The 22,267-nt window shown below is 47.8% G+C and carries 18 protein-coding genes and 1 pseudogene; 4 read left to right on the forward strand and 15 right to left on the reverse strand.

Going from position 1 to position 22,267, the window contains the following annotated elements:
* Positions 1-595: 595 nt before the first annotated feature.
* Both IEY34_RS01845 and IEY34_RS01850 read right to left on the reverse strand, forming a co-directional pair.
* Entirely contained in the window at positions 596-808 is a 213-nt protein-coding gene (locus IEY34_RS01845; protein ID WP_189006724.1) for a hypothetical protein, read from the reverse strand.
* Positions 809-887: 79 nt separating this feature from the next.
* Positions 888-7,427: an S-layer homology domain-containing protein gene (locus IEY34_RS01850; protein ID WP_189006726.1), complete on the reverse strand. Its 6,540-nt coding sequence runs from the start codon at positions 7,425-7,427 to the stop codon at positions 888-890.
* 689 nt (positions 7,428-8,116) lie between these two features.
* Here IEY34_RS01850 and IEY34_RS36455 point away from each other — a divergent pair.
* Complete coding sequence (locus IEY34_RS36455) at positions 8,117-8,467, forward strand: hypothetical protein (protein WP_194455237.1); 351 nt, start codon at positions 8,117-8,119, stop codon at positions 8,465-8,467.
* 162 nt (positions 8,468-8,629) lie between these two features.
* On the opposite strand, the gene IEY34_RS01855 is transcribed toward IEY34_RS36455, so the two are convergent.
* The 3 genes and pseudogenes from IEY34_RS01855 to fucU form a co-directional block, all read right to left on the reverse strand.
* Entirely contained in the window at positions 8,630-9,319 is a 690-nt protein-coding gene (locus tag IEY34_RS01855; RefSeq protein WP_189006728.1) for an MIP/aquaporin family protein, read from the reverse strand.
* A 324-nt stretch (positions 9,320-9,643) separates the two neighbouring features.
* Positions 9,644-10,003 (reverse strand): annotated as a pseudogene (locus IEY34_RS01860) (class II aldolase/adducin family protein); the annotation flags it as partial.
* Positions 10,004-10,180: 177 nt separating this feature from the next.
* A complete protein-coding gene (gene fucU, locus IEY34_RS01865; protein WP_189006730.1) occupies positions 10,181-10,600 on the reverse strand; it encodes an L-fucose mutarotase in 420 nt (139 codons plus the stop codon).
* 125 nt (positions 10,601-10,725) lie between these two features.
* Between fucU and IEY34_RS01870 the strand changes: the two genes are divergently transcribed.
* Both IEY34_RS01870 and IEY34_RS01875 read left to right on the forward strand, forming a co-directional pair.
* A complete protein-coding gene (locus IEY34_RS01870) occupies positions 10,726-11,754 on the forward strand; it encodes a LacI family DNA-binding transcriptional regulator (protein WP_189006732.1) in 1,029 nt (342 codons plus the stop codon).
* A complete protein-coding gene (locus IEY34_RS01875; RefSeq protein ID WP_189006735.1) occupies positions 11,739-12,050 on the forward strand; it encodes a hypothetical protein in 312 nt (103 codons plus the stop codon). Before IEY34_RS01870 ends, IEY34_RS01875 begins: the two co-directional genes overlap by 16 nt.
* Positions 12,051-12,344: 294 nt before the next feature.
* Here IEY34_RS01875 and IEY34_RS01880 read toward each other — a convergent pair whose 3' ends face one another.
* The 5 genes from IEY34_RS01880 to IEY34_RS01900 all read right to left on the reverse strand — a co-directional run bounded on the left by IEY34_RS01880 (position 12,345) and on the right by IEY34_RS01900 (position 17,011).
* The gene (locus IEY34_RS01880) at positions 12,345-12,704 is read right to left on the reverse strand and encodes a VOC family protein (RefSeq protein ID WP_189006738.1); all 360 of its coding nucleotides are present in this window, start codon (positions 12,702-12,704) and stop codon (positions 12,345-12,347) included.
* Between the two features lie 29 nt (positions 12,705-12,733).
* A complete protein-coding gene (locus tag IEY34_RS01885; RefSeq protein WP_189007091.1) occupies positions 12,734-13,243 on the reverse strand; it encodes a hypothetical protein in 510 nt (169 codons plus the stop codon).
* 39 nt (positions 13,244-13,282) lie between these two features.
* Complete coding sequence (locus IEY34_RS01890) at positions 13,283-14,128, reverse strand: SDR family oxidoreductase (RefSeq protein ID WP_189006741.1); 846 nt, start codon at positions 14,126-14,128, stop codon at positions 13,283-13,285.
* A 123-nt stretch (positions 14,129-14,251) separates the two neighbouring features.
* Positions 14,252-16,054 carry a CBM96 family carbohydrate-binding protein gene (locus tag IEY34_RS01895; RefSeq protein WP_229757414.1) on the reverse strand — a complete coding sequence of 601 codons (1,803 nt, stop codon included), beginning with the start codon at positions 16,052-16,054 and terminating at the stop codon, positions 14,252-14,254.
* Positions 16,055-16,165: 111 nt separating this feature from the next.
* Positions 16,166-17,011 (reverse strand): helix-turn-helix transcriptional regulator, encoded by an 846-nt coding sequence (locus IEY34_RS01900; RefSeq protein WP_189006748.1) that lies wholly within the window; start codon positions 17,009-17,011, stop codon positions 16,166-16,168.
* 214 nt (positions 17,012-17,225) lie between these two features.
* Here IEY34_RS01900 and IEY34_RS01905 point away from each other — a divergent pair, with 214 nt between their 5' ends.
* Complete coding sequence (locus IEY34_RS01905; protein WP_505816260.1) at positions 17,226-17,711, forward strand: phage lytic cycle repressor MrpR family protein; 486 nt, start codon at positions 17,226-17,228, stop codon at positions 17,709-17,711.
* A 68-nt stretch (positions 17,712-17,779) separates the two neighbouring features.
* On the opposite strand, the gene IEY34_RS01910 is transcribed toward IEY34_RS01905, so the two are convergent.
* Genes IEY34_RS01910 through IEY34_RS01930 form a run of 5 tightly spaced genes read right to left on the reverse strand, consistent with a single transcriptional unit; the run spans position 17,780 to position 22,215 of the window.
* Positions 17,780-18,751 (reverse strand): ROK family protein, encoded by a 972-nt coding sequence (locus IEY34_RS01910; RefSeq protein ID WP_189006752.1) that lies wholly within the window; start codon positions 18,749-18,751, stop codon positions 17,780-17,782.
* A gap of 13 nt (positions 18,752-18,764) precedes the next feature.
* A complete protein-coding gene (locus IEY34_RS01915) occupies positions 18,765-19,451 on the reverse strand; it encodes an N-acetylmannosamine-6-phosphate 2-epimerase (RefSeq protein ID WP_189006754.1) in 687 nt (228 codons plus the stop codon).
* A 2-nt stretch (positions 19,452-19,453) separates the two neighbouring features.
* Positions 19,454-20,377 carry a dihydrodipicolinate synthase family protein gene (locus IEY34_RS01920; protein WP_189006756.1) on the reverse strand — a complete coding sequence of 308 codons (924 nt, stop codon included), beginning with the start codon at positions 20,375-20,377 and terminating at the stop codon, positions 19,454-19,456.
* Positions 20,378-20,415: 38 nt separating this feature from the next.
* Entirely contained in the window at positions 20,416-21,309 is an 894-nt protein-coding gene (locus IEY34_RS01925) for a carbohydrate ABC transporter permease (RefSeq protein WP_189006758.1), read from the reverse strand.
* Between the two features lie 9 nt (positions 21,310-21,318).
* On the reverse strand, positions 21,319-22,215 hold the full coding sequence (locus IEY34_RS01930) for a carbohydrate ABC transporter permease (RefSeq protein WP_189006760.1): 897 nt from the start codon (positions 22,213-22,215) through the stop codon (positions 21,319-21,321).
* Between the last annotated feature and the right edge of the window lie 52 nt (positions 22,216-22,267).

Here is a 22,267-nt window from a genome sequence, read left to right on the forward strand (position 1 = left end):
GCTGACTTTTCCGCTCCTAAGTAACGCTTTAGCACCGCTTGAGTTCGTTACAAAAATTGCGAGGTCATTTTCTCCCTTTTAACATGTTTGCAGTTCGTTAGATCAGTGAGCTCGCTGTTCTCCCACTTAGCGCGTTTGCAGTTCGTTAGCGTCGCTTTGCCGGGATCTCTGCTCTTTTTTGGCTCGCGGAGTCCGCGTCGGCGTTCAGCCAAATGTGACGTAAACTCTATTGAATTGGTGTCTGGCGCGCCTAATGAACTCAATACCCCTTATATGACCAAAATTGGCTCATTTTAAGAAATTAAGAACTGGAGTGACGTTATTCCACGCAAAAGCTGACTTTTCCGCTCCTAAGTAACGCTTTAGCACCGCTTGAGTTCGTTAGAAAAATTGCGAGGCCATTTTCTCCCTTTTAACATGTTTGCAGTTCGTTAGATCAGTGAGCTCGCTGTTCTCCCACTTAGCGCGTTTGCAGTTCGTTAGCGTCGCTTTGCCGGGATCTCTGCTCTTTTTTGGCTACTTATGCTCCTTTCCCCGCTGGTGGCGGGTAGGAGAAGCACTTATCTTCGTCTTCGAAGAACAACCCAGCCTGCGGCTAGGTTGTTTGCGGTTGCGGTTGCGGTTGCCGTTGCGGTTGGGTTGCCGTTGCAGTTGCCGTTGCCGTTGCAGTTGCAGTTGCGGTTGCGGTTGCCGTTGCCGTTGTAGTTGCCGTGGCGGTTGCCGTTGCCATTGCGGTTGCGGTTGCCGTTGCGGTTGCCGTTGTAGAAAAAGGACCGCCAGGGCAATCCTGACGGTCCTTTCCTCTCATTATGCCGCACTCTCGCGGAACGTAGATCACTTATTCCGACGTTTCCCTCTCAAATCGGGTGATCACTCGAACACGCACACTACATCAATTTCATAAGCAGCAGCAAACGCTGCAAAATGACAGTCGCCTCTGCGCGAGTGGCATTCGCGCCCGGATCAAGAATGGTCGCTGATTTGCCTTGGATAATGCCGTTGGATACGACTTGGGCCACAGCTTCCTTGGCCCAAGTGCTGATAGCCCAGGCATCTGTGTAGGCGGAGAGATCCCGCGATGCTAAATCTCCAGGCGTTCCTGCCCGAAGCTTCCAGGCGCGTGTAACCATGACAGCCATCTCTTCGCGCGAAATGGATTGATTCGGCCGAAAGGTGCCGTCATCGTACCCGCTGACAAGTCTGAATTGGGCTGCTGATTGGACAGCTTCATGATACCAGTCCGCAGGCTTGACATCACCAAAACGGGAACTGCCAGCCGTACTTGCCGTCAAGCCAAGAGCACGAACTAGAAGTGCCGAGAATTCGGCTCTCGTAACCGCCTGATCAGGTGCAAAGAGGGCATCTGTTTGGCCATTAACGATGAGCTTCGAAGCGAGCAGCTCAATGTCTTTTTGCGCCCAATGACCAGCAAGATCGGCAAAAGAACGCTTTTGCTGAATAACGGTGTAGATGGAGTTGCTTGTGCTGTGAATGGTAACCAGCGTTTGCCCGTTATCCTTACGGAATACGGCAGGAACGTAACGGAACTCACCGTTCTCAGGTTGATAGATAGCCGCTGTTGTAGTCGCCCCATCGACGGAACCTTCAAGCTTCAAGGTACGTGTAACATAGCTATCACCAAAATAATTCAATGAGATCGTTTGACCACCGCTAACAAGGGTTATTTCAAATCGAACCGGATTGCCAAGCAGTTGACTCTTGTGGTCAATAGCGCTTTGTTTAATCTTGTTCGACTCTGCCTCGGATACCTTCTCTATCGTCACTCTAAGAATACCGCCTGCTGACTGCAGCAAATTAAGCTGTTCAACAGTTAGCAGTTTGGAAATGTCTAAAGGCAGTTCGTAACTCACATCCAAATGCTTGAAAATAACATGAGCCCCTGGCAGTTTGGCTGCTGCTTTTAACAAGGAAGCAAGCGTCACTTCGATTTCTACAGTCGCGTTGGTCGATCCACTCGAAATCTCAATTAATTGTTGCTTATTCGCAATAGCGTCATTTAGCACTTTGTCATCGATCTTCACGACAATTGGTGCTGCTATCGATCCCCCACCTCCGGAGCTTTGACCCGGTTGATTAGGAATGATCGGCGTTTCAGGATGTGTGCTGGAGAAACCATTTCCTGTTTCCACAAGGGTCAAATTCGTCCCCGCACTATTGGCCACATCTTGAACTCCAGCACCACGAATAATGACATTGTCTACTTGGACAGATCCCGTTATCGTACTCGCTGCTTCCAATCCATTCGTACCTGCTTTGTCGATCACATTATTTTTGAAGAGCACTTTGCTTACAGGTGATGTTCCTTGGATCGAAATGCCCTGGTAGGTGTTATCCAGCATGACATTGTCTTGAATAAGCACGTCGCTATCGATCGCTTTCGTATCCGCATAAACCCAAATCGCTCCAAAGTTGCTGTTCAGTCCTGCATCACGACTGCCTGTGCGAATGAGTGTATTGCGTTCCACGCGGGTTGTTCCACGGAACGGTGTAAGCGGACTAAAGCGTGTAGAGACCGCAATACCGCCGCCTAAGCCAATGGTATCTTTCAAAATATTATCAGTCATTTTGTTGTCTTTACCGCCGAACACGACCATATTATTAGACAACCAAGGCAGTTGTACCGTGTCAAAGCGGAATGTATTATTTTCCGTGAAATCATCCGGATAAGCGCCTTTGATGACCGTAGACCACATCGCCAGTCCATCGTCCCCAGCATAGCGCACATTGGACTGCTCCACCATGCTGTTCTTCGTATTCGTGCTAAAGTTAATGCCATCTGCCATAAGATTGCGCATTCTTAAACCGCCTACATAGAACTCATTGGTGTAGTTGTTGCTGTTTAACCCATAGGCAAGCTGAGGTCTGGCAATCCACATGCCTGTTTTGGTGTGTTCGATCCAGACATGCTGAACCGTGGATCCGGTGCCGAACGCGCCTTCAAAAGCATTCGTATGCGCATCGTCCCTACGTACGTTAAGCTCACCGTCAATGGTCAAATCATACACGCTGATGCGGCTGCCGTTGGCGAAAAACTTAGCGCCCTTCAGCGTTGTATACCACATCCCCGCACCGCGAATGGTAATGTCATCCAAGATGAATAACTGGGTGGTATCTTCTTCGCCGTCTTTTAGGGCAGCGTCAATGCTGCCATGGTCATTGGCAAGATTGAATACACCTGCTGGTATCCAAACGCCTTTGTGCTGCGCCTTGCCAGCAGTTATCGCATCCTTCAAGGCTTGTGAATCGTCCTGCCCGTCATTCGCTACAGCGCCATAATCCGTTATTGAGAGGAATCCGCTTGGCATCGGATATGCCGTCTCTGGCGCTTGTTCCAACTCAATCAAGTCGATGACATAAGGACTGACACTGGAGCCATCATCTTTTTGGAGTTTAATCGTGTCACCAGCCTGCACCTGACCGATTAAAGCATGAATCTCATCAAAAAAGCGATGAGCACTCCCTTGCCCTGGATCGTTGGACCACGGATAGTTGCCGTACTCCCAAGCATAACGCGAAGTTAAATCCAGATCTTTTATTTTCACATTGTTGATGTAAAGACCCAACTTGCCATCCATGCCCGCTCCATCCGCGCTATCGGAAAGCGAATAACGCAGGACGAGCGAGTTGGCTTTTTGAGCTAATTGGAATTCGACAAACTGTCCGTTTTGCTCCAATTGCACCGCTTGCCGGCCGGACGCTTCCGTCGCGAGTTCTCTGTAAACTCGGGATGGTCCGATCAATTTGCCGTTTGTCCGGCCAAACTCAGCTTCATATGTCGTATAAGGCTCAATAGCCCCACGATAAGGTTTGTTCACGGCATTATGCACAGTCAAGCGATCCAGCAGCACATGACCGCTGTCACCAGCCAAAAATTCAAATGAAACGGAGTTGTAACCAGCACGCAAGGGGAGCGTCACTTCCACATCCTGCCAACCAGATGTCGCGGACAAGATTAGCTGCTTGATTTTCAAACCATTGACCACAAGCGTTAGTGTTTGATTCGCAGCCGTTGGATTTGCATACCGAATAGTTGCTTGATATGCTGCAGTTTCTTGCGCATTCACAGCCAATATCGCTTTAGCCCCGACAGTCGCGAATTGGTCGAGATATCCGGTACCAGTGAAAGACGCAGCATCCGCTGCCACCACAACGCCACCGCCAACAAAAGCACTCTCGGCCTCGTAGACGGCATCACCAATTACGGGCTCAAAAAGCCATTGCGCGGAATCAAGCCGCCCCTCTATTTCACCATGTTTGACGGATGAGGCCTCACCGAATAAATGGTGTGCATTGCCTGTATTTCTAATCTGCTTATAGCCAAGAAAATCGTCCACAACCCATTGGTTGTTCAAATTCGGGACATCCGTGGTACTGCTTACAACGCCATCTGTCCCGCTAATTGCTTGCAGCAAATGACCTGTTGCTCTGTTCTTGAGCAGCTTATGTCCATTGTAGTCCTGAAGAAGCCACTGCGTGCTGGCAGATGCCTCACCATCAACGTTTGCAACGCTCGACAACACCCCCTGTGATTCCTGAATAAGTCCATGTGTCGCTTTATTGCGAATCCGAATAAAATTGGAATCATCGATAACAGGTGTGGCTGTGTTGTCATTGCGAACCTCCGATTGATCCGGCACAATGAACGGCAGCTTAGCCTCCTCGAACATCCATTGCAGCTTCTTCTCATTGCCGCCAGCATTGCGGGCGAATAATCCTCTTTCCGGGTACCCTGCGTTGTTCACCACATTTAAATACTCATCGCTGAAAGCCCCATTGTTGCTGCGAATCCAGAACTTGCCTGCACCGGCGATGTCTTCAATGATCCATTGCGAGGTTTGGGCGTCGCCGCTGGCTTGGGAAGCAATGAATTCATAGGCAGTATTCATGGTCATATAGTGACCTGTCACCGCGTTTTTGAAACGCTGCACCCCATCAGCAGACTCGATGATCCAGTACGAATAGCCATCGTTCACAGCAGATGAGCCGTACATCACAATCCCTCTGTTGTTTTCGTAGAGATATTTTCCATTGTCTACATTCTTAATTCGCTTCTGTCCGAATGGGAGCTGTGGCGGCAACGTTACGGTTTCTACAGCAAATAAGGCGCTATCCGTATTGCCCTTCACTTTACTTACTTTGAAGTCCTGCGTGTTCACATCTGCATAGATGTAATGGGCTTTCGTCCATCCGCTTTTGAAAGTTACATAACCAGGAACACTGGACTGCTCAATACTCCAATTCGCGCTAGCCCAATTAGTCGCTATCGTTTGATAAGTAATCAAAGCGTCAGGCGGTGAATCTTGGTCAATATGTGGAACCACATTTTCCAATGTAACCCCGTATCCAGTCTGGGCATTCACCAAATATTTATAAGTTGCGTCATTCTGCGATGGATTCAGGAACCATAGGGAAGCTAGATCGCTAGCGGGTTTATCCCCGTATTTAAGCGAATGACTGCCATCTTCGTAGAGGTACTGATTTGTTGCTTTATTTTTAAAGCGAACTGGTTTCGGAACTCCCTCTGAGACCGGTACGAAGCGCCAATTCTTGCTTTGCCAGGCAGCGGGAATTTCGCTGTATTCCGCATATTTGATTACATTTTGCACATTGATAAATTTCTGATGATTGGGATCTTGATTCAGATCACTTACACTGTGAATCTGTTTCGTATTTCCATTAATCGTTTCAATGACCCAAATCGCGCTCTTCCAGCCATCCTCCACAGGCGTCACCCGCAAATGACCATTCACCGGATGTTCCATATTGATAAAATGGCCTGTGGCCCGATTCTTAATCCGCTTGCGTCCAGCGAACTTCTCAATCACCCAATGCGCGCGCTGATCGTCCTCTTGAACATTGCCGTATTTCAAATTCCCATCTTGATCTTCGAATAAAGTCAGGGAATTCCAGGCATTTGTAATTTGCACGAACTGTTCAACTCCAGCGATGACCGATGGGTCTTCGAAAAGCCACTGTGCGGCATCAGCGTCCGGGTTCACCGGACTGGACTGTGCGAATCCAAGACCATTCATAACATGCAAATAACTATTCGCATAAACTACACTCTGTACCGTCGCATAGTCATCATATTGTTTGGACGCTGCTATCGACCATTGACCGACCGCCAATCCGCTTGCGCCATCCAAGCTCTGCAAAGGACTGCCAGGCAGTGCGGCATTCGCTTCCGTCATGTAATGACCGGTGCCTACATTGCGGATACGCTTCTTTCCATTGAAATCTTCCACAACCCATTGATACACTGCGCCTGTAACGGTTCCTGCTGCCAAAGCGCCGTATTTCACAATGCCATGCTCTTCGAAAAGGTACTTATCACTCACTTGCTCCTTCGTATAATTCGCTATACGAACGGGCTTGTTCTCCGAAACCAGCTCGATGCGCCACTGCGCGTTGGCACGGTCCAGAACAGACCAATTGTTCGAACGAGCTGATGTATCTTCGAATTGTGTATTCAACACATAAGTTTGACTGCCGGCATCAATCTCATCGGTATCACCGGGGATGCGATCGGTTCCTTTGGCATAAACATTACTGAAGGTCAGTAAGCCCTCCGACGTTCCCTTAGCCATTATCCATTGGTTTTTGGTCGTGTTGGTCAGAGGAAGACCTTTAATCGGTGCCCATAGCGTTCCTTGCGTTATGTAATGTCCCGTTTGCTGATTTCTCAACCTGACGATTCGCGTGCCGCTTTCGCCATCCTTTACTTGCTCCACGATCCAGTAGCTGCTTCTGTCTTCCATAGGCAGCTTGGCAAATTTAATAATACCTTCCTGATCCTCAAGCAGGTATTTCCCTTCTCTGTACAAGTTGGAAATTCTTACAGGCACCTCGTCCGTAACCGGTTCAAGCTGCCACTGGGGACTATCGAATGCCGCGTTAATATCGCTGCTGACTTGCGCAAATCCGAGCTGATCTTCTTCATGAATAAAAAAATCCTGCGTAAGATCTGTTACACTCCGCATCGTGATAAATCGATCGCTAGTCCCGTTACGGAACTGCCACTGATCAGCTGCTGTGCTCACGGATACGGCTGCGCTGCGAAGCGCATCTCTTCTGACAGGCGAATTTCCCATCATCATGTAATGACCTGTCGAACGATTTTGAATCCGTTTGTAACCGCTGTTACCAGGCACATCTTCAATAACCCAATGAGCGCTTTGATCCGCTAAACTCGTCACCCCGTAACGAATCACGCCTTCGCGGTCTTCATACAAATAATTGCTCTGCCATTTATTTTTTATTTTCACATAAGTTGTCGCCCCACCTGATGAACCAAGAGCCCCTGTTTCATTCCGAACAGGCCCTTCCGCCGCGTGAGCATGACTCTGGAAAGGCAGCATGAGCAATATCGCCATCCAAATGAGAAGCAAACGTTTCAACTTCAACATAACCCTTTCATACCTCCAATGGATAGATAAAATGAGTTGCTATCTTCCAGTATATGGAGGCGCTTGCACCAGGACGATGTGTAATATTATGGAAATGATGTTCAACTTTACTGCTTTCTCTACGATGGCACAACCAAAAGAGGTTAGAGAGGCTGCGGTTTTGGAAGACTGTGTTGCGGGCAGTGCTGGATTGTGCTAAGCCTGACTGGTCTCCGGAGAGAACCTCTACCACGGTCCCACCCGCAGCACGACACCTCTGAGACCAATCCGGCCTTCTGGGCACTAGGCACCGCCGAAATTCCGGGTCGCCGAGAATTGCTCGAGTCAGAACTACACACCGAACCTCCATGCTGCCAAGCACGGCTTCCCCGCACAATTAATCTGCCTTGCCTCCGAGCACAGCCCTCACCACACAACACACCAAACCTCCATGCCGCCGAGCCCCGCTTCCCCGCACAATTAATCTGCTCAGTCGTCGCCAACTCATCTGCAATTTTAATGAACTGTATGATGCTTATACAGGGGAAAATGGCTACTTTGAAAATCTAATGAACTGAATTGGCGTTATCGAGTAGATTATAGGCGGAATGGAGATCATTTGGATGGAATAACACTTCGGGAATTCGTTAGATTTTCAGAAGGAGTTATTTTGATCAAATAACGGTTGTGGAGTTCGTTAGGGGGGCGGCTTGCCTCATGGTTCATTGACTTATTCGACGGCCTCAGTATCTGTGGTTAGAGAGGTAACCGCAAGTTGGATAACAGCGTTAACAGGCAGATCTGGGCAGTGCTTGGCCTACCGATCTCCGAGTACAATCGGGCCTTCCGGGCGCTGGGCACCGCCGAAACTCCGGGTCGCCGAGAAGCACTCGCGCCAAGACAACACCAAACCTCCATGCCGCCAAGCGCCGCCTCCCCGCACAATTAATCTGATGAGTCGTCGCCAACTCATCTGCAATTCTAATGAACTGTATGATGCTTATACAGGGGAAAATGGCTACTTTGAAGAAATAATGAACTCATTTAACGTTATCGAGTAGAATTTAGGCGGAATGGAGATCATTTGGATGGAATAACACTTCGGGGATTCGTTAGATTTTCAGAAGGAGCGATTTCAATCAAATAAAGGTTGTGGAGTTCGTTAGGGGGGGGGGGCTTGCCTCATGGTTTGAGGCAGCCCCTCTTCTTCGCTCCATATTAACTCAACTGTTTTTCACACCACTGTTTAACCATTTATAGGCCCCGGCAGCAAGCGCCGCCCCGATTAATGGCGCAAGAATGAATACCCACACCTGAGTAAATGCCGTGCCGCCCAAGATGATTGCAGGTCCAAGACTTCTCGCTGGATTAACCGATGTTCCTGTTAAGCCAATGCCGAGAATATGTACAAAAGTAAGCGTCAAACCAATCACAAGTCCTGCAATCGCGCTAGTGCTAGCGGAAGAAGTAACGCCTAGAATCGTATAAATAAATACAAACGTTAACACAATTTCCACCACGATGGCCATCAAATCGGTAATTCCGATTCCGTATCCAGCGCCAAAACCATTTTGCCCCAGATTAGTCACAGATTTGCCTGTTGAATGAATAATCCCGTACAGAAGCCCGGCCCCTGCAAAACCACCGATAAGCTGCGAGATGACATAACCAATAAAATCCTTCCCAGACAGCTTCCGGGTAAGCAGCATAGCGAAGGAGACGGCTGGATTAATGTGACACCCCGAAATCGGGCCAATCACATAAGCTAAAGCCACAATCGATAACCCGAAGGCAAACGCAATCCCCAAGTAACCAAGATTCCCTCCAGCTGTAGCAGCTGAGCCGCACCCGAATAGAACGAGAATAAACGTTCCCAAAAATTCTGCTGTGTACTTCTTTAATGATGAATTCAAAGTAAACCTCCTCTAATTTTGTTGTTTCCACTACTTGAACATGAACAGGAAATAGTATATGCCGTTCGATTAGACAAATGACATTTTTTCCCTCAAATTCACTCTACTTAATTAAACTGAACAATTAATGAACAATAAGCGTCTGAGTGCGCGCGCGGCAGACTGCGGCGCGGGGACCGCAGAGGCAGTGCGGCACGGTGCGCTGAACAGCAAAGATCACGCCCCCTCTCCCTGACCAGCGCACTAGTGGATACCCGTCCCGCTTTATCGGTTCAAACACAAAAAAGCTCCCATCGTCGCCGATGAGAGCTGGTACAGGAATGATTATTTCATTTGCTGCAATAAATTGACACGATAAGCTTCGCTTTCCAAACCTTGAATCTCTTTGTACTCTTCTTCCGTCAGCCTTCTAGGTTGACCAACAGATTTGGCGATCAAGTAAATTTTGGCGCTTTCTTCCATGACTTCTGTCCGGTAATAAGCTTCTCATAAATTTTTACCCGATGTCACAAGTCCGTGATTTTTGAGCAAAATCGAGCTGTATCGAGCTGCTTTTTCAGCAACGAGGTTAGCAAGTTTGTCTGTGGTTGGAACCACATACGGTACAAAAGCTACATCACCGACCAGTGCGGCTTGATCCGGGAACAGCATTGGAAGCTCGTCATCAACTAGCGTTAGAGCTATGCTTTTCTCTGCCATCAATGGTAGGTCTGATCCCAATCTTCGGAAACTCTTGCTTCCATCTGTAATCATTGTTCGCCATCTTGTTTCATCCTCCTTAAATTAGGGATTTTCCTGTTCTAACAGTAAAAAACCGCTTGCTTAGTCAAATTAGTAGAGTTATCGATAATTCAATTAAGACTAAATTACACCTTTTCTTAAAATAACATTGGCATATAGCGCCTTCTCGCTCGTAGCTACAATTGCATAGGCTTTCTTGGCACGTTCATAAAAGGCAAACCGTTCCACATATTCAATCGCAGGCACGGTGTGCTTGCTAATCAGATCTTCATACGTCTTCCAAATCGGAGTTTCAACCGGATCTCCAGGAACGACAGCCATTAAAGCAACTGGCTGTTCACTATAGGTATCCAGTGGATATAAGGATAAAACCGCTTCCAATAATTCTGGTACTCCATGCCCATCGCAGCGCAGCAAACGATTCGCATGGCTTGCAGCAGGGAAATTGCCATCAGCAATAATCAGCTCATCCCCGTGTCCCATTTCCATCAGCACCTTCAATAACTCCGGCGACAAGATGGACGGTATCCCTTTAAGCATATTCAAAACCTCCTTGTTATATGTTGTGTTATCGATAACTCAAAAATAACAACTTTAAGCCTTGCTGTCAATCCTTATTTTCTATACAATAGACAAATAGGAAGAGATGAAAAGGTGAACAGATCATGATTACAATTTATGATATAGCTGCGAAAGCCGGCGTGTCCGCCATGACGGTCTCACGAGTTATCAATAACACAGGTCGCATCAGCGAAGCCACCCGCAAACGAGTGCGCAAAGTGATGGAAGACCTTCACTATATCCCGAACTCTATGGCGCGCAGTCTAGTCCTGCAGAAGACGAATATTCTCTCCCTGCTTATTACGGATATTACGAATCCGTTCTATACAACGCTTGCGCGCGGCGCCGAGGATGCAGCGCTTCGTGCCGGCTACCGCCTGCTTTTTGCCAATAGTGACGAGGATTACACGAAAGAAAAAGGCTATGTGGATATGATCCTATCCACGCGTGTCGACGGAGTCCTCTTCGCTCCGACCGGAGATCAGTCCCTTGAGAATCTGCAGCAGTTGCAGAAACATCAGATTCCTTTCGTCGTGCTGGATCGGGAAATTCCCGGTATCGAAGCTGATCTCGTTCTCGGAGACAGCAAAGAAGGCGCAAGAAAGCTCGTTGACCATTTGATCGCCCTAGGTCACCGCCGGATCGCTCTAATCAATGGTTCACCGGATGTATCCACAGCAAGGCTGCGTTACACAGGCTATCGCGAAGCTCATTTGCTGAGCGGCATCCCGATCGAGGATTCCTTAGTCGTGCATCTGAATTATCGCGATTTCCACGATGAATCGGCCTTGGATGCGCTGCTGTCTCACGAAAATCCGCCAACAGCTATCTTCGCGGCCAATAATATGCTCGCAGTTGGCATTATTCAATCGCTGCGCCAGCGCGGGCTTCAAGTGCCAGGCGATTTATCGGTCGTCTGCTTTGACGATTTCGGCCCCGCTGGCGCCATCAATCCATTCTTAACCGTGGCGTCGCAGCCGGCTTACCAATTCGGTTTGCTTGGCATGCAGCTGCTGATCGATCGGATCGAAGGGGACCCGTCGCAAGAGCTTCGCAAAATGATCCTACCCTCCGAATTGCTAATTCGGACATCGACACAACCACTCAAGGAGGAGCCATGGATCCAAACGTAAAACAAGCCCTGCAAACAACGCTAGCCAATTGGCAAGCGATGACCGCTTACCAAAGTGATGAGCAAGAAGCGGTTGCCGATCAATTCCAATCCTCGTTTTATGTATTTATCGATGTTTTCCGCGCATGGGTACTCCGACTAGATACGAAACCCGAAACCTTTGAAGCCTTGATGGGCTTGGAAATGGTGCAAGAAATCCTCGACCTGCTTCCAGCTCCGCTGCATTTGAATTTCGAAACTGAGGCTGAATTGATCATCGATGATGTTGAGCGAACAGATGATGACAAGTATGATTAACCGCTAAATATTTGCCGATAGGAAACGCCAAAAGGCTGTCCACCCAAGGTTACTACCTTGATTGGACAGCCTTGTTGTTGCTCACCCATAAATAGAAGGCTCCAAAGGCTCTTATTTGCCTTTCAGCGCCTCATTTTACGTGAATAGAAGCTTCTGGAGACCCTTATTCGCTCAGGGAAGGACATTTTCTTCTATGATTTCTTGTTTAAGAGTCTCTAGAGACTTTTATCAGCATTCAATCATTACTTTTGAAGCAAATAGAAGCCCCGAAAGACTCCTATCTGTTTCCAGAACTTACTCCGCTGTCACATGAGCCAAAATGTTAACAAGTTGCCCAAATGGATCCAACACATAGAATCGCCGAACGCCCCAGGCTTCATCAACGGGTCCATATTCAATCGAGAACCCCGCATCTGCCATGCGCTCTAAGGCGGTATCTACATCATCCACTTCAATAGAAAGATCCGGTGTCGCCGTATCGGAGCCCCCCTGTGAAGCAAAACTAATCTGGATATTCATTTCCTCCGAAGAGCTGTAGGTCGCAATCCAGCCATGATCCATCTGGATATCAAGCCCAAGAATATCTTGATAGAAACGTTTGGCAGCCGCAATATCATGCGTATGCACATTGGTCACGATGCGTTTAACCTTCACAGCGAATCTCCTTTATTGGCCCGTCATTATTAAACCGTTTTGTCTACAAAAGCAACCTGATTCTGCTCAGCAAACTTCTTCAACCTTAGTGCCATCGCCGCTACATCAAAACGATTCAGCATTTGCGTATATACCCAGCGCGGTGATTTACCGTTCAGGTCAATGATAACTTGTCCCTTGGAATAAACGATTTCTTTAATATTCTCGGGTGTCAAGATGAGTTCTCTCGCCAGCCCGCGCTTGGAAAGGCTTGTCTTACTTACTTTCAAATAAGGGCGACGCACGAAATAAATAAACAAACCAACGATTAAGTAGCTGCATGTCGTGTACCAATACATTTTGTCACCGTCTGTTTTCGTTAAGGTTGCTAACAGAAAGAGCGAAACCAAGACGAAAAATGCGGCCAAGATAATACTTCTCCCCTTGAATACTTCAGGTCGATCAGGGTCTGTTGAAATCGGAGCTATCCCTTTTTTGGATCGATCTTTATTAATTTTTTTAGCATTTTTGCTGACCATTCGTTCCCACTTGCGAGACATCCATTTCACTCCTCAGGTTAATAACACTTTTGCTTGCCTTCATTTCAATAATCGAGTGAGCACGCCTTCATACCACTTCCATGGCAAAAGATGCCTTGCCCAAAGCCCCGCCTTGACTCCGCGACCTATGGCATAGCGCAGCTTAGGACGTGGATTGTCCACGATCCAGGCGATTTTGTCAGCTACTTCTTGGGGATCAGGCGCTGAGGCCGAGACTTTATGCGAGTAGTCCAGCATCTTGCTTAGCCTTAGCCAGTAAGGGGATTCCTCTGTCGTGTGAATGGACTCGAACCCTTTTCGCCATATATCCGTCTTATAAGCTCCAGGTTCGACAAGCACGACCCTTACGCCATAAGGCTTCATCTCCAAGCGAAGCGACTCACTAAAGCCCTCGATCGCAAATTTCGATGTGCTGTATGGCGCATAGCCCGGAAAAGCGGACAGCCCGCTTACACTGCTCACATTGACGATACAACCAGATTGCTGCTTGCGCATATGGGGAAGTACAGCCTGCGATGCGGCTATACTGCCGAATACATTCGTCTCCAGCTGAGCTCTCCAAGCATCCATCGGCACATCTTCCACATAACCGCCAACAGCGAAGCCTGCATTGTTAATAAGCACATCGATTCTTCCATACTTACTTATGATAGCAGAAACCGCTTGTTCAATCGAGTCATGATTCGTGACATCCAGCGCCACCACATCTAATTCACTTTGAACACCTGCCTGCTTAGCTCGTTCAAGCAACTGATCTTTTTTGCCCAGATCACGCATAGAGGCGATTACCTGGAACCCTTTCTGCGCTAATGTGATAGCAGTAAGCAGCCCAAACCCACTTGAAGCTCCTGTGACCAAGGCAGTTGGCTTTGTATTTTTATGCATAATTGCCCCCTAATTCCTCGCGCTTTCCTTCATAATCCCATATTCATTACGGAATGTCGATATAGAAAGAACGTTTATACAGAAAGAAAAGAAGCCCAGCGAAGGGCTCCTCCTATTCATTCCTTATTTATTCACATTTGAGTTGTATAGATTCCCGCCGCCTGTTCGGGTATCATTCTGGGCAGTCGTACCTGTTGCAGCGCTTGTGGCATAAACAACATACCCCGCGGAGTTATCCAAGTTAACTGTATTATGATCAAAGGAGTTGTTTGTGCCCGTTACGTAATCCGTCCCGTGTGTCCTAACTTGAAACGCATCTACGACATTCGTATTCCCGTTGCGATAGCCTTGATTATAGCGAACTATCGTATTCACACCTTTTACATCAACGAAACTGTCTGCGCTGTTCGCGCCACTGATGCCAGTTCCGTTAAATGTACAATACTCGATGATCGTACCACTTGCGCCTTCTTTGACATCAATATGCTCAGCTGTTATACCGCCATTAAAATTCGTATGGCTAATCACATTTCCCGTGACGACATGTTCATAATTGGAGCTAGAATCCGACCCGACATAAGCGCCTTCGCCGTAGCCTGCTTGATATTTTCCCGTGTCATAAATAAAGGAGTACTCCAACGTATTATAGGAACTTCCATCACGGAAATGAACACCTTCGTCCCCCACATTGTGGACTTTTACGTTATTCAGCAGATTCCTGTTGCCATTATCGATAATAATTCCTTTTTGAGCTGTATTCACGTCAATATCACGCAGTTGCCAATAATCTCCCGTGAGATGAATGCCATAGGAACCATCGTTGACACCAGCACCTTTGAGTACAGCAGGATTGGCAGCATCACAGCTTTTCAGAATGATCGGACTGGCAGCAGTACCATTTTTATCGGAGAAAAACAGCCCCTGTCCACCTGGATCCCCGCTTGTTGCGCGATCCCCGTAATAAGTACCTGGAGCAATCGAAATGACTGTTCCGGCGGAAGCATTTTTCATTGCATTTTGAATGGCCGTGGTGGTATTCAGTGCATTCGTGCAGCCATTTGGTGTTGACCCCGCCAACGTTGTAGCCGTGATGGTGCTGCTCTGTGGCGAAGCATTGCCTGCGGCATCTTTGGCTTTGATATAGTAACTATATGTGGTGGAAGCTGCTAAACCTGTATCCATGGCGGAAGTACTGGAAACATTTGTAATCAACGTGCCGTTCCGGTACACCTCATACCCTGTCACACCTACATTGTCCGTGGAAGCGTTCCAGCTTATAGTAATTTGACTGCTCGATGCGGCTGTTCCGGTTACACCTGTCGGCGCTGTTGGCGACTGCGTATCTCCCGGACTTCCTCCTTCGCTGACAACAACCAATTGCGGTTTATTGGCCGCGTTCTCCTTGCTGTTTAGCGTCGTGTACTTCCCAACACTTTCCTGCAGGGCGAATGATACCGTATGATCACCTCCAGCTTCAGCGGCCACGTAAGAGGTGACATCGATTTCATTATACATGTTGGTCGTATTGATCGAGACACTTCCTGCCGAGCTGCCAACCGCTGGTTTATTCGTCCAGATCAGTCCGGACTGCGTCCAGCTATCCGTCGTCTGATAGGCGGAAAGGACCGTCGTCGAGGAGGCACTTCCATACACGCGTAATTTTGCGCTTGTCACACCGCTTATGCCCGCTAGATCAAATTTGAGAAAGGCATATCGGCTGGCGGAGGCATCATTTTTCACAAAAAGCGATGTGCCTGTTCCAAAATTTGTTGATGGATTGCTCTGATAGACATAGGTATCGTCCGAAGGACTCAGCGTCGTGGTCGCAGCAGCTCCTGCAAGACCCGGCAAAGCCGTCACCATTAACGTTGAAATCAACCCTATCGTCCACACTTTGCTTCTCAGACGTTTACTAGGTTTAAACATAATTATCATCCTCTCGTCTTTTTTGATTGCGCTTACAATGATAAGTATATGGGATCCATTTGCTTCCATGTACCAGCCTATTGTTCAGAACTTGCATTGTGTTGCGGTCTTTCACACCTGAAGTCGATAGGCTTTGGGCGTCATCCCGACAATAGATTTAAAAACACGACAGAAATAAGAAGCATTCAGGAAACCAACCTCCTGTGCGATGAAGCCCGCTGTTTTGGTCGTAGTTTCGAGAAGCAAACAAGCTTCCTTAAGTCTCCGGGAATTAATAAATTCCGTAATCGTGCTTCCCGTGGATTCCCGAAATGCATGTGACAAATAGAAGGTAGACAAGTGCAAATCCTCCGACATTTGAGTCAAATCAAACTTCTCCTTATAGTGAAGCTCAATCCAATCAATCATCTGCATAGCTGTATGTGAATAGCGTGGACTCGGCTTGCTTAGCGTCCTGTTGTACAGTTCGTTTTCGTAAGGCTCCAGCAGTTGCAGAATCGCTAACAAACACAAAATAAACGCCTCCTGATGTCTCGATACAGGTAATTGAGTCAGCTTCTGATGCAATCGCTCTAGCGGTCCAACTATGCCGAGCATTTGCTGCACAACTTGGCTCCGCAAGGGCTGCTTCCATAGAATGTGCAGCCATTTGCGCAATCCGTTAAAAGGCGTCAGTCCAGCATCCAGCAAATAGGGATCAAACATCAGCACGGAACGGACGAAAGGTCCCTGAATGACAATACGATGCATCTGAAAGGGTTGAAATACAAGCAACGTGCCTGGTTGGATATCAAGGAGCTGCTTATTCACTTCCACCTGGCCACTCCCTTCATACACATAGAGGAACTCCATGCATGAATGAGCATGATGAATTTCCCATATCGGCTTTGGGCTTGCTTTATGATGGTTCAAGTGAAAGGGCTCTTTCCTGACATCTACGTTTGTGCTTAACTTCATTAGCTATCCCTCCAGACATGGAATTGTTTGGAAAACAATATCATAGGAAGGCATGAAATAATTGTAGAAATCCAAGGGTCATCTGTGTTTTTCCAATAATGTGACATAACGCCTTCCCAACCCGCATATCTTCTATAGTTGCTTATTGCTGAAAGCGGGATGAAAGTTTTGCAGGAAACATCCATATGACCACGTGAAGGGAAGTTGATTTCGTATTCTTACATTAGAAAAAATTCATTCAATTGAGGCACAATGCCTGAATCCGCAAGATGCTATTATTATTCGATTGCTTGTTGAAGGAATTGAAGCGCATGACATCGTTTATTTGAAAAGAAGCGCTTTGGATGCAGCTAAGCAGTTATTGACTGTGACCGACTCTTTGGGGGCCAAAAAGCAAATACAGATATCAAAAAGATGTGTGGAATTGTTCCAGCTTGCCTTGAATCAAACCAAGTATATCGTGAACTATGACGAGCATCCTGCCAAACATATGACGACCGATTTGCGTGAAAGCGATGATCTCATCAAGGTTGGCATTCGTGATTTCGTGGCTAACCGCAGCCTGATAACCGAAATGGATTCTGTTCGGTTAAGAACCATCTACATGCGGCTTCGTCGATTAGCCGTTGTCTTCTCCACGCCCGAACTGACGTATTTAACGACTGTTAAATTGGAAGTCAAACAACTCGCTCTCGTATAGCGATTTATGGAGATAAAAAGGCTATCCCCGTCTTTCCTTGTGAAAGAAAGGGATAGCCTTCGTTGTTATCAGGCTGGGGATGGATATTCCCACACCTGCAGAGCAGCACCGATCATGCCGCTCCAATTGCCATGATAAGCCAGCTCCATACGAACACCCTCGCGCATGGATGGCATTGTTCTGCGAGCAGCTTCGCTTCGGACGCCATTCATTAGACGCTCTCCTGCTTCTGCAACTCCGCCGCCGATCACAATCAAATCGGGATTAAAGATATGTATGAATGAAGCCACGGCTGCCCCAAGTGCTGCGATTGTTTCCTCCATGACCTTCGTTGCGAGCTCATCCCCCGCATGCCAGCGCTTAAACACCTCGCGGGAATCCACCTGCTCATCCGGACTTCCCTGCTCAGCCAGCAGCTCGCGCATACGCCGGGCAATATTCGTACCTGAAGCATACTGCTCGAGGCAGCCGATCCCTCCGCATAAACAAGGTTCGCCATTGAAGTCTACACTTACGTGGCCAAGCTCGCCGCCAGCGCCCCAACTGCCATGTATGAGCTGCCCGCCAACAACGATAGCGCCGCCTACTCCAGTGCCGAGCGCCAGACAAATGAAATGCTGGGCACCACGGCCCGATCCTAAGTGCTTCTCTGTTATCGCAAGTACATTCACATCGTTATCCACGAGAGTAGGAAGACCAAACTGCTGGCGGAGCAAGTTTCTTAATGGGGTTCCAGCATATCCAGGAATAATGTCAGAGGCTGATCGAACTTGCCCTTCCTGCCAATCTATTTGCCCAGCGCTTCCAACGCCAATGCCCTTATAGCGCAAACCGGGCTGCTTAATTTCAACTTCAGTCAACAATTGTTGCAGCGTCATCTGAACACGATCCACCGTTTTCACTAGACCTGCGTCCGTAGGCATGCTCACAGTATAGAGCACTTCACCTTTGGCGTTCACCACGCCAGCATTGATTTTGGTGCCTCCAATATCTACGCCAATGGCATAATCGGAAGTGGGATCATATATGGTTGACTCCATCGCTATCCCCTTCCTATCCCTCAAGCTTGTTCAACGCTTGTATATAGCGCTCGGTAATTAGCTGGGGCCGAGAGATCGCACTGCCAACAACCACATAAGTTGCCCCGCAGTTCATCGCTTTGACGGCATCCTCCGGCGTCCAAATGCGCCCCTCAGCAACAACAGGCACTTTTACGGTTTCGGCTAATTGCCGAATCAGCTCAAAGTCAGGCTCTTCCGCTTGCCGACTATAAGAGGTATAACCAGATAATGTCGTGCCGATATAATCAACGCCTAATGCCTCCGCTGCCACACCCTCTTCGAAGGTCGAAATATCGGCCATAACAGCGGCACCCATCTCATGCGCCCAAGCAATCAAGGGCTTGACCGCTGCCAAGCGGCCTTCCCGATTCGTTATGTCCAAGGCCACGATATCTGCGCCAGCCATCACAATTGCCTTCACTTCATCCAAGGTCGGCGTAATAAAAATTTCAGAACCTTCGATATCTCGTTTAATCAGGCCGATGACAGGCACGTTCACCTCTTGTTTGATCATAAGGATATCAGCAACACCATTGGTGCGAATCCCGATCGCGCCGACACCTACGGCTGCTCTGGCCATTTTGGCCATCGTGTCTCCGCCGTGAAGCGGCTCATGCGGCAGTGCCTGGCAGGATACAATCAGGCCTTTGGCCGGAAAGATTTCACGATAACTGGTCATGGTTACTTCATCCCTTTGGCTTGCGAAATAGCGGATAATATTTTGTTATTCAATGCCTGAATGCGTTCCAAATCGCTGCTTGCGATAGGCAATAGCGGCAGCCTTGGCTCGCCGTTGTCATAGCCACGCAGTTTTAATATTGCTTTGCAAGCTCCGTATAAGGATGGGAAGGATAATAATTCCACAATGAGTTCATTGACAATAAACTGCCATTTCTGTGCCTCTGCCATGTCGCCTTGCACATAACAGCTTTCAATCTTCAGGAAAAGTTCCGGCATAACGCCATACGTCCCACCGATTCCGCCGTCTGCGCCAATACTTCGTCCAGCTAAGTACTGTTCATCCGGACCGTTCAGCACGAGGAAATCCTTGCCTCCGGCAGCTTTGAACTGCTGCAGTTCAAACGTGCTCTCCGCCGATATTTTGACACCGATGACTTTATCTTGCTTAGCCATTGTGCTCAGGAGGCTTTTGGATAACTGAAAGCCCGTCGTTTGTGGGATATGATAAATAATAAAAGGCAACGATGTGCTATCGACGATGGCTTGCCAATGCGCCTCCACACTTTGCGGAGATAAACGATAATAAATCGCTGGCACCGCAGATACGGCATGCGCGCCAACCTGCTCAGCATGCACGGCTAGTTCAACACTGTCACGCGTAGCAGGAGCGCCAACATGAGCAATAATGGTCAGTTCTTCGCCCACTTCAGCGATTACGGCCTCAAGCATTTGTTTACGTTCACTTACGGATTGCAGCATGCCTTCGCCTGAACTCCCGCCAACATATAGCCCTTTGACGCCTGTATTCGCGTAATAACGCGCTAAAGCTCGCGCTGCGGCTTGATCAATTTCCCCTTGCTCGTTGTAACAGGAATACATCGCAATCGTGATCCCTTTGAATCTATCCAATTCATAAGTGTTCATATCTGATAGTCCCTCCAATTTCATATTTAACGCCGCAATTACCCTTTAACAGCGCCCATCGTGATTCCTTGTGTAAATGCCTTTTGGAAAATAAGGAAAATCGCAATCATCGGCACAGAAGCTAAGGCAGCTCCTGCCATCAGGACCCCGTAATTCGTCAAGAATTCACTTTGCGTGGTCATCATCGACACGCCCAAAGGTAGTGTCATCATCGACGTCGAGCGAACCATAATCAGTTGACTGAAATAATCATTCCATGAAGCGATGAAGGTGAAGATAGCCAGTGCCCCAAGAGCGGGCTTCAATAATGGTAAAATGATGGTGGAAAATAAGCGGATTTCCGAACATCCGTCCATTTTCGCCGCTTCAATCAACTCTCCCGGAATGGTTTGCGAGAATTGTTTCATCAGAAATACGCCGAATGGCCACCCGATGGCTGGAAGGATAAGCCCGTGATACGTATTGACCCAGCCGAAATCCGCCAACATCGTAAAGAGCGGAACCAGGATGACTTGCTTAGGCAGCGCCATAGCCGCAATGAACATCGTGAAGATGATTTGTCTGCCGGGAAATACTTTCTTCGCAAGCACATACCCTGCTGTTGAAGAAACGAGGCAAACCGCGATCATTTCAACGATAGAGATGATGAAACTGTTCAGCGTCCAGCGCCAAATCGGGTTCTTGAACAGTTCCAACCAATTGCTGACGGTCGGTTTCAACGGAAACCATTCCGGCGGAATCGCCGTAGCGACAGTTTGAATCTTGAAAGCTCCCGTCACAATCCAATAAAACGGAAAGATAAAGACAAGCGTTGATATAAGTAAAAGAAAGGTGGAAAGCACCTTCATCGGGGTCCATTCTCGTTTTAAACTGGATTTACTTTTATGCCGAATGATTGTCGGCTGTCTTTGCAAATGTGCATTTGATGTCATGTTGGCCTCCTAGTACTCTACATCGCTGCCAAAATATTTGAATTGAATCGTTGAAATAATTCCGATAACAATCGCCAGAAGAATGCCCATGGCGGAAGCGAGCCCAAAATGCCCGAGAAGGAATGCTTGTTCATACACACCGTACATAACCGTTGAGGTACTGTAGACAGGACCGCCCGAAGTCAGCAATTGAATGAGCGCAAAGCACTGGAACGTATTGATCGTCGTGATGACAATCACATAGAGGTTGGTCGGCATGAGCATCGGCCATACGATTTTGATGAAAATTTGCCACGGCGTCGCACGGTCAATTTCCGCTGCTTCGATATACGAAGTCGGAATGTTGCCCAGGGAAGCTACGTACAAGATGATAGGCTGACCTACGGATGTTGTGATTAGAACGGCGATAATCGCTAACAGAGCAGTTCTAGTGTCACCGAGCCAAGACATCGGTTCAAAGCCGAGCATACCGGTCAGATAATTAAGAATTCCATAATTGGGATGATAAATCCAGCCCCATACCACCGTAATACTAACGACGGAGGAGACAGCGGGCAAATAAAATACGCCACGGAAAAAGGAGCGGGAGAACTCTTTCATTTTGTAAATATTAACAGCCACAAAGATGGAAAAAACGATGACGATCGGCACAGCGATAACGACCAGCAGTATCGTATTCCGCATCGATTTCAGAAATGTTTCGTTGTGAAATAAGGAAACATAATTATCGAATCCGATAAAATCAAAATTCCGCAATGAATAATCAAAAAAACTAATATAGATCCCTCTTAGCATCGGATATGCGACAAAAACCAGAAAAAATCCAAACGCCGGAAGTAAAAAGATATAGCTCATCAGCCAGTCGCGTATGACAAATTTTCTTGATTTGCTAACCGCTGCTTCCATTTCCTTCTCCCCATTTCTTTCGTTTAATGAAAGGAGCAGCGCTTCTTGCTTG

It is taken from the genome of Paenibacillus marchantiophytorum (genome assembly GCF_014640555.1).
Lineage (GTDB): Bacteria > Bacillota > Bacilli > Paenibacillales > NBRC-103111 > Paenibacillus_E > Paenibacillus_E marchantiophytorum.

Bases quoted from the DNA above. Each gene is read 5' to 3' on its own strand.
- IEY34_RS01915 (WP_189006754.1), bottom strand. From the start codon at position 19,451: ATGACCAGTTATCGTGAAATCTTTCCGGCCAAAGGCCTGATTGTATCC.
- IEY34_RS01850 (WP_189006726.1), bottom strand. From the start codon at position 7,427: ATGTTGAAGTTGAAACGTTTGCTTCTCATTTGGATGGCGATATTGCTC.
- IEY34_RS01925 (WP_189006758.1), bottom strand. From the start codon at position 21,309: ATGACATCAAATGCACATTTGCAAAGACAGCCGACAATCATTCGGCAT.
- IEY34_RS01845 (WP_189006724.1), bottom strand. From the start codon at position 808: ATGAGAGGAAAGGACCGTCAGGATTGCCCTGGCGGTCCTTTTTCTACA.
- IEY34_RS01885 (WP_189007091.1), bottom strand. From the start codon at position 13,243: ATGTCTCGCAAGTGGGAACGAATGGTCAGCAAAAATGCTAAAAAAATT.
- fucU (WP_189006730.1), bottom strand. From the start codon at position 10,600: ATGCTTAAAGGGATACCGTCCATCTTGTCGCCGGAGTTATTGAAGGTG.
- IEY34_RS01930 (WP_189006760.1), bottom strand. From the start codon at position 22,215: ATGGAAGCAGCGGTTAGCAAATCAAGAAAATTTGTCATACGCGACTGG.
- IEY34_RS01890 (WP_189006741.1), bottom strand. From the start codon at position 14,128: ATGCATAAAAATACAAAGCCAACTGCCTTGGTCACAGGAGCTTCAAGT.
- IEY34_RS01920 (WP_189006756.1), bottom strand. From the start codon at position 20,377: ATGAACACTTATGAATTGGATAGATTCAAAGGGATCACGATTGCGATG.
- IEY34_RS01870 (WP_189006732.1), top strand. From the start codon at position 10,726: ATGATTACAATTTATGATATAGCTGCGAAAGCCGGCGTGTCCGCCATG.
- IEY34_RS01875 (WP_189006735.1), top strand. From the start codon at position 11,739: ATGGATCCAAACGTAAAACAAGCCCTGCAAACAACGCTAGCCAATTGG.
- IEY34_RS01895 (WP_229757414.1), bottom strand. From the start codon at position 16,054: ATGTTTAAACCTAGTAAACGTCTGAGAAGCAAAGTGTGGACGATAGGG.
- IEY34_RS01900 (WP_189006748.1), bottom strand. From the start codon at position 17,011: ATGAAGTTAAGCACAAACGTAGATGTCAGGAAAGAGCCCTTTCACTTG.
- IEY34_RS01910 (WP_189006752.1), bottom strand. From the start codon at position 18,751: ATGGAGTCAACCATATATGATCCCACTTCCGATTATGCCATTGGCGTA.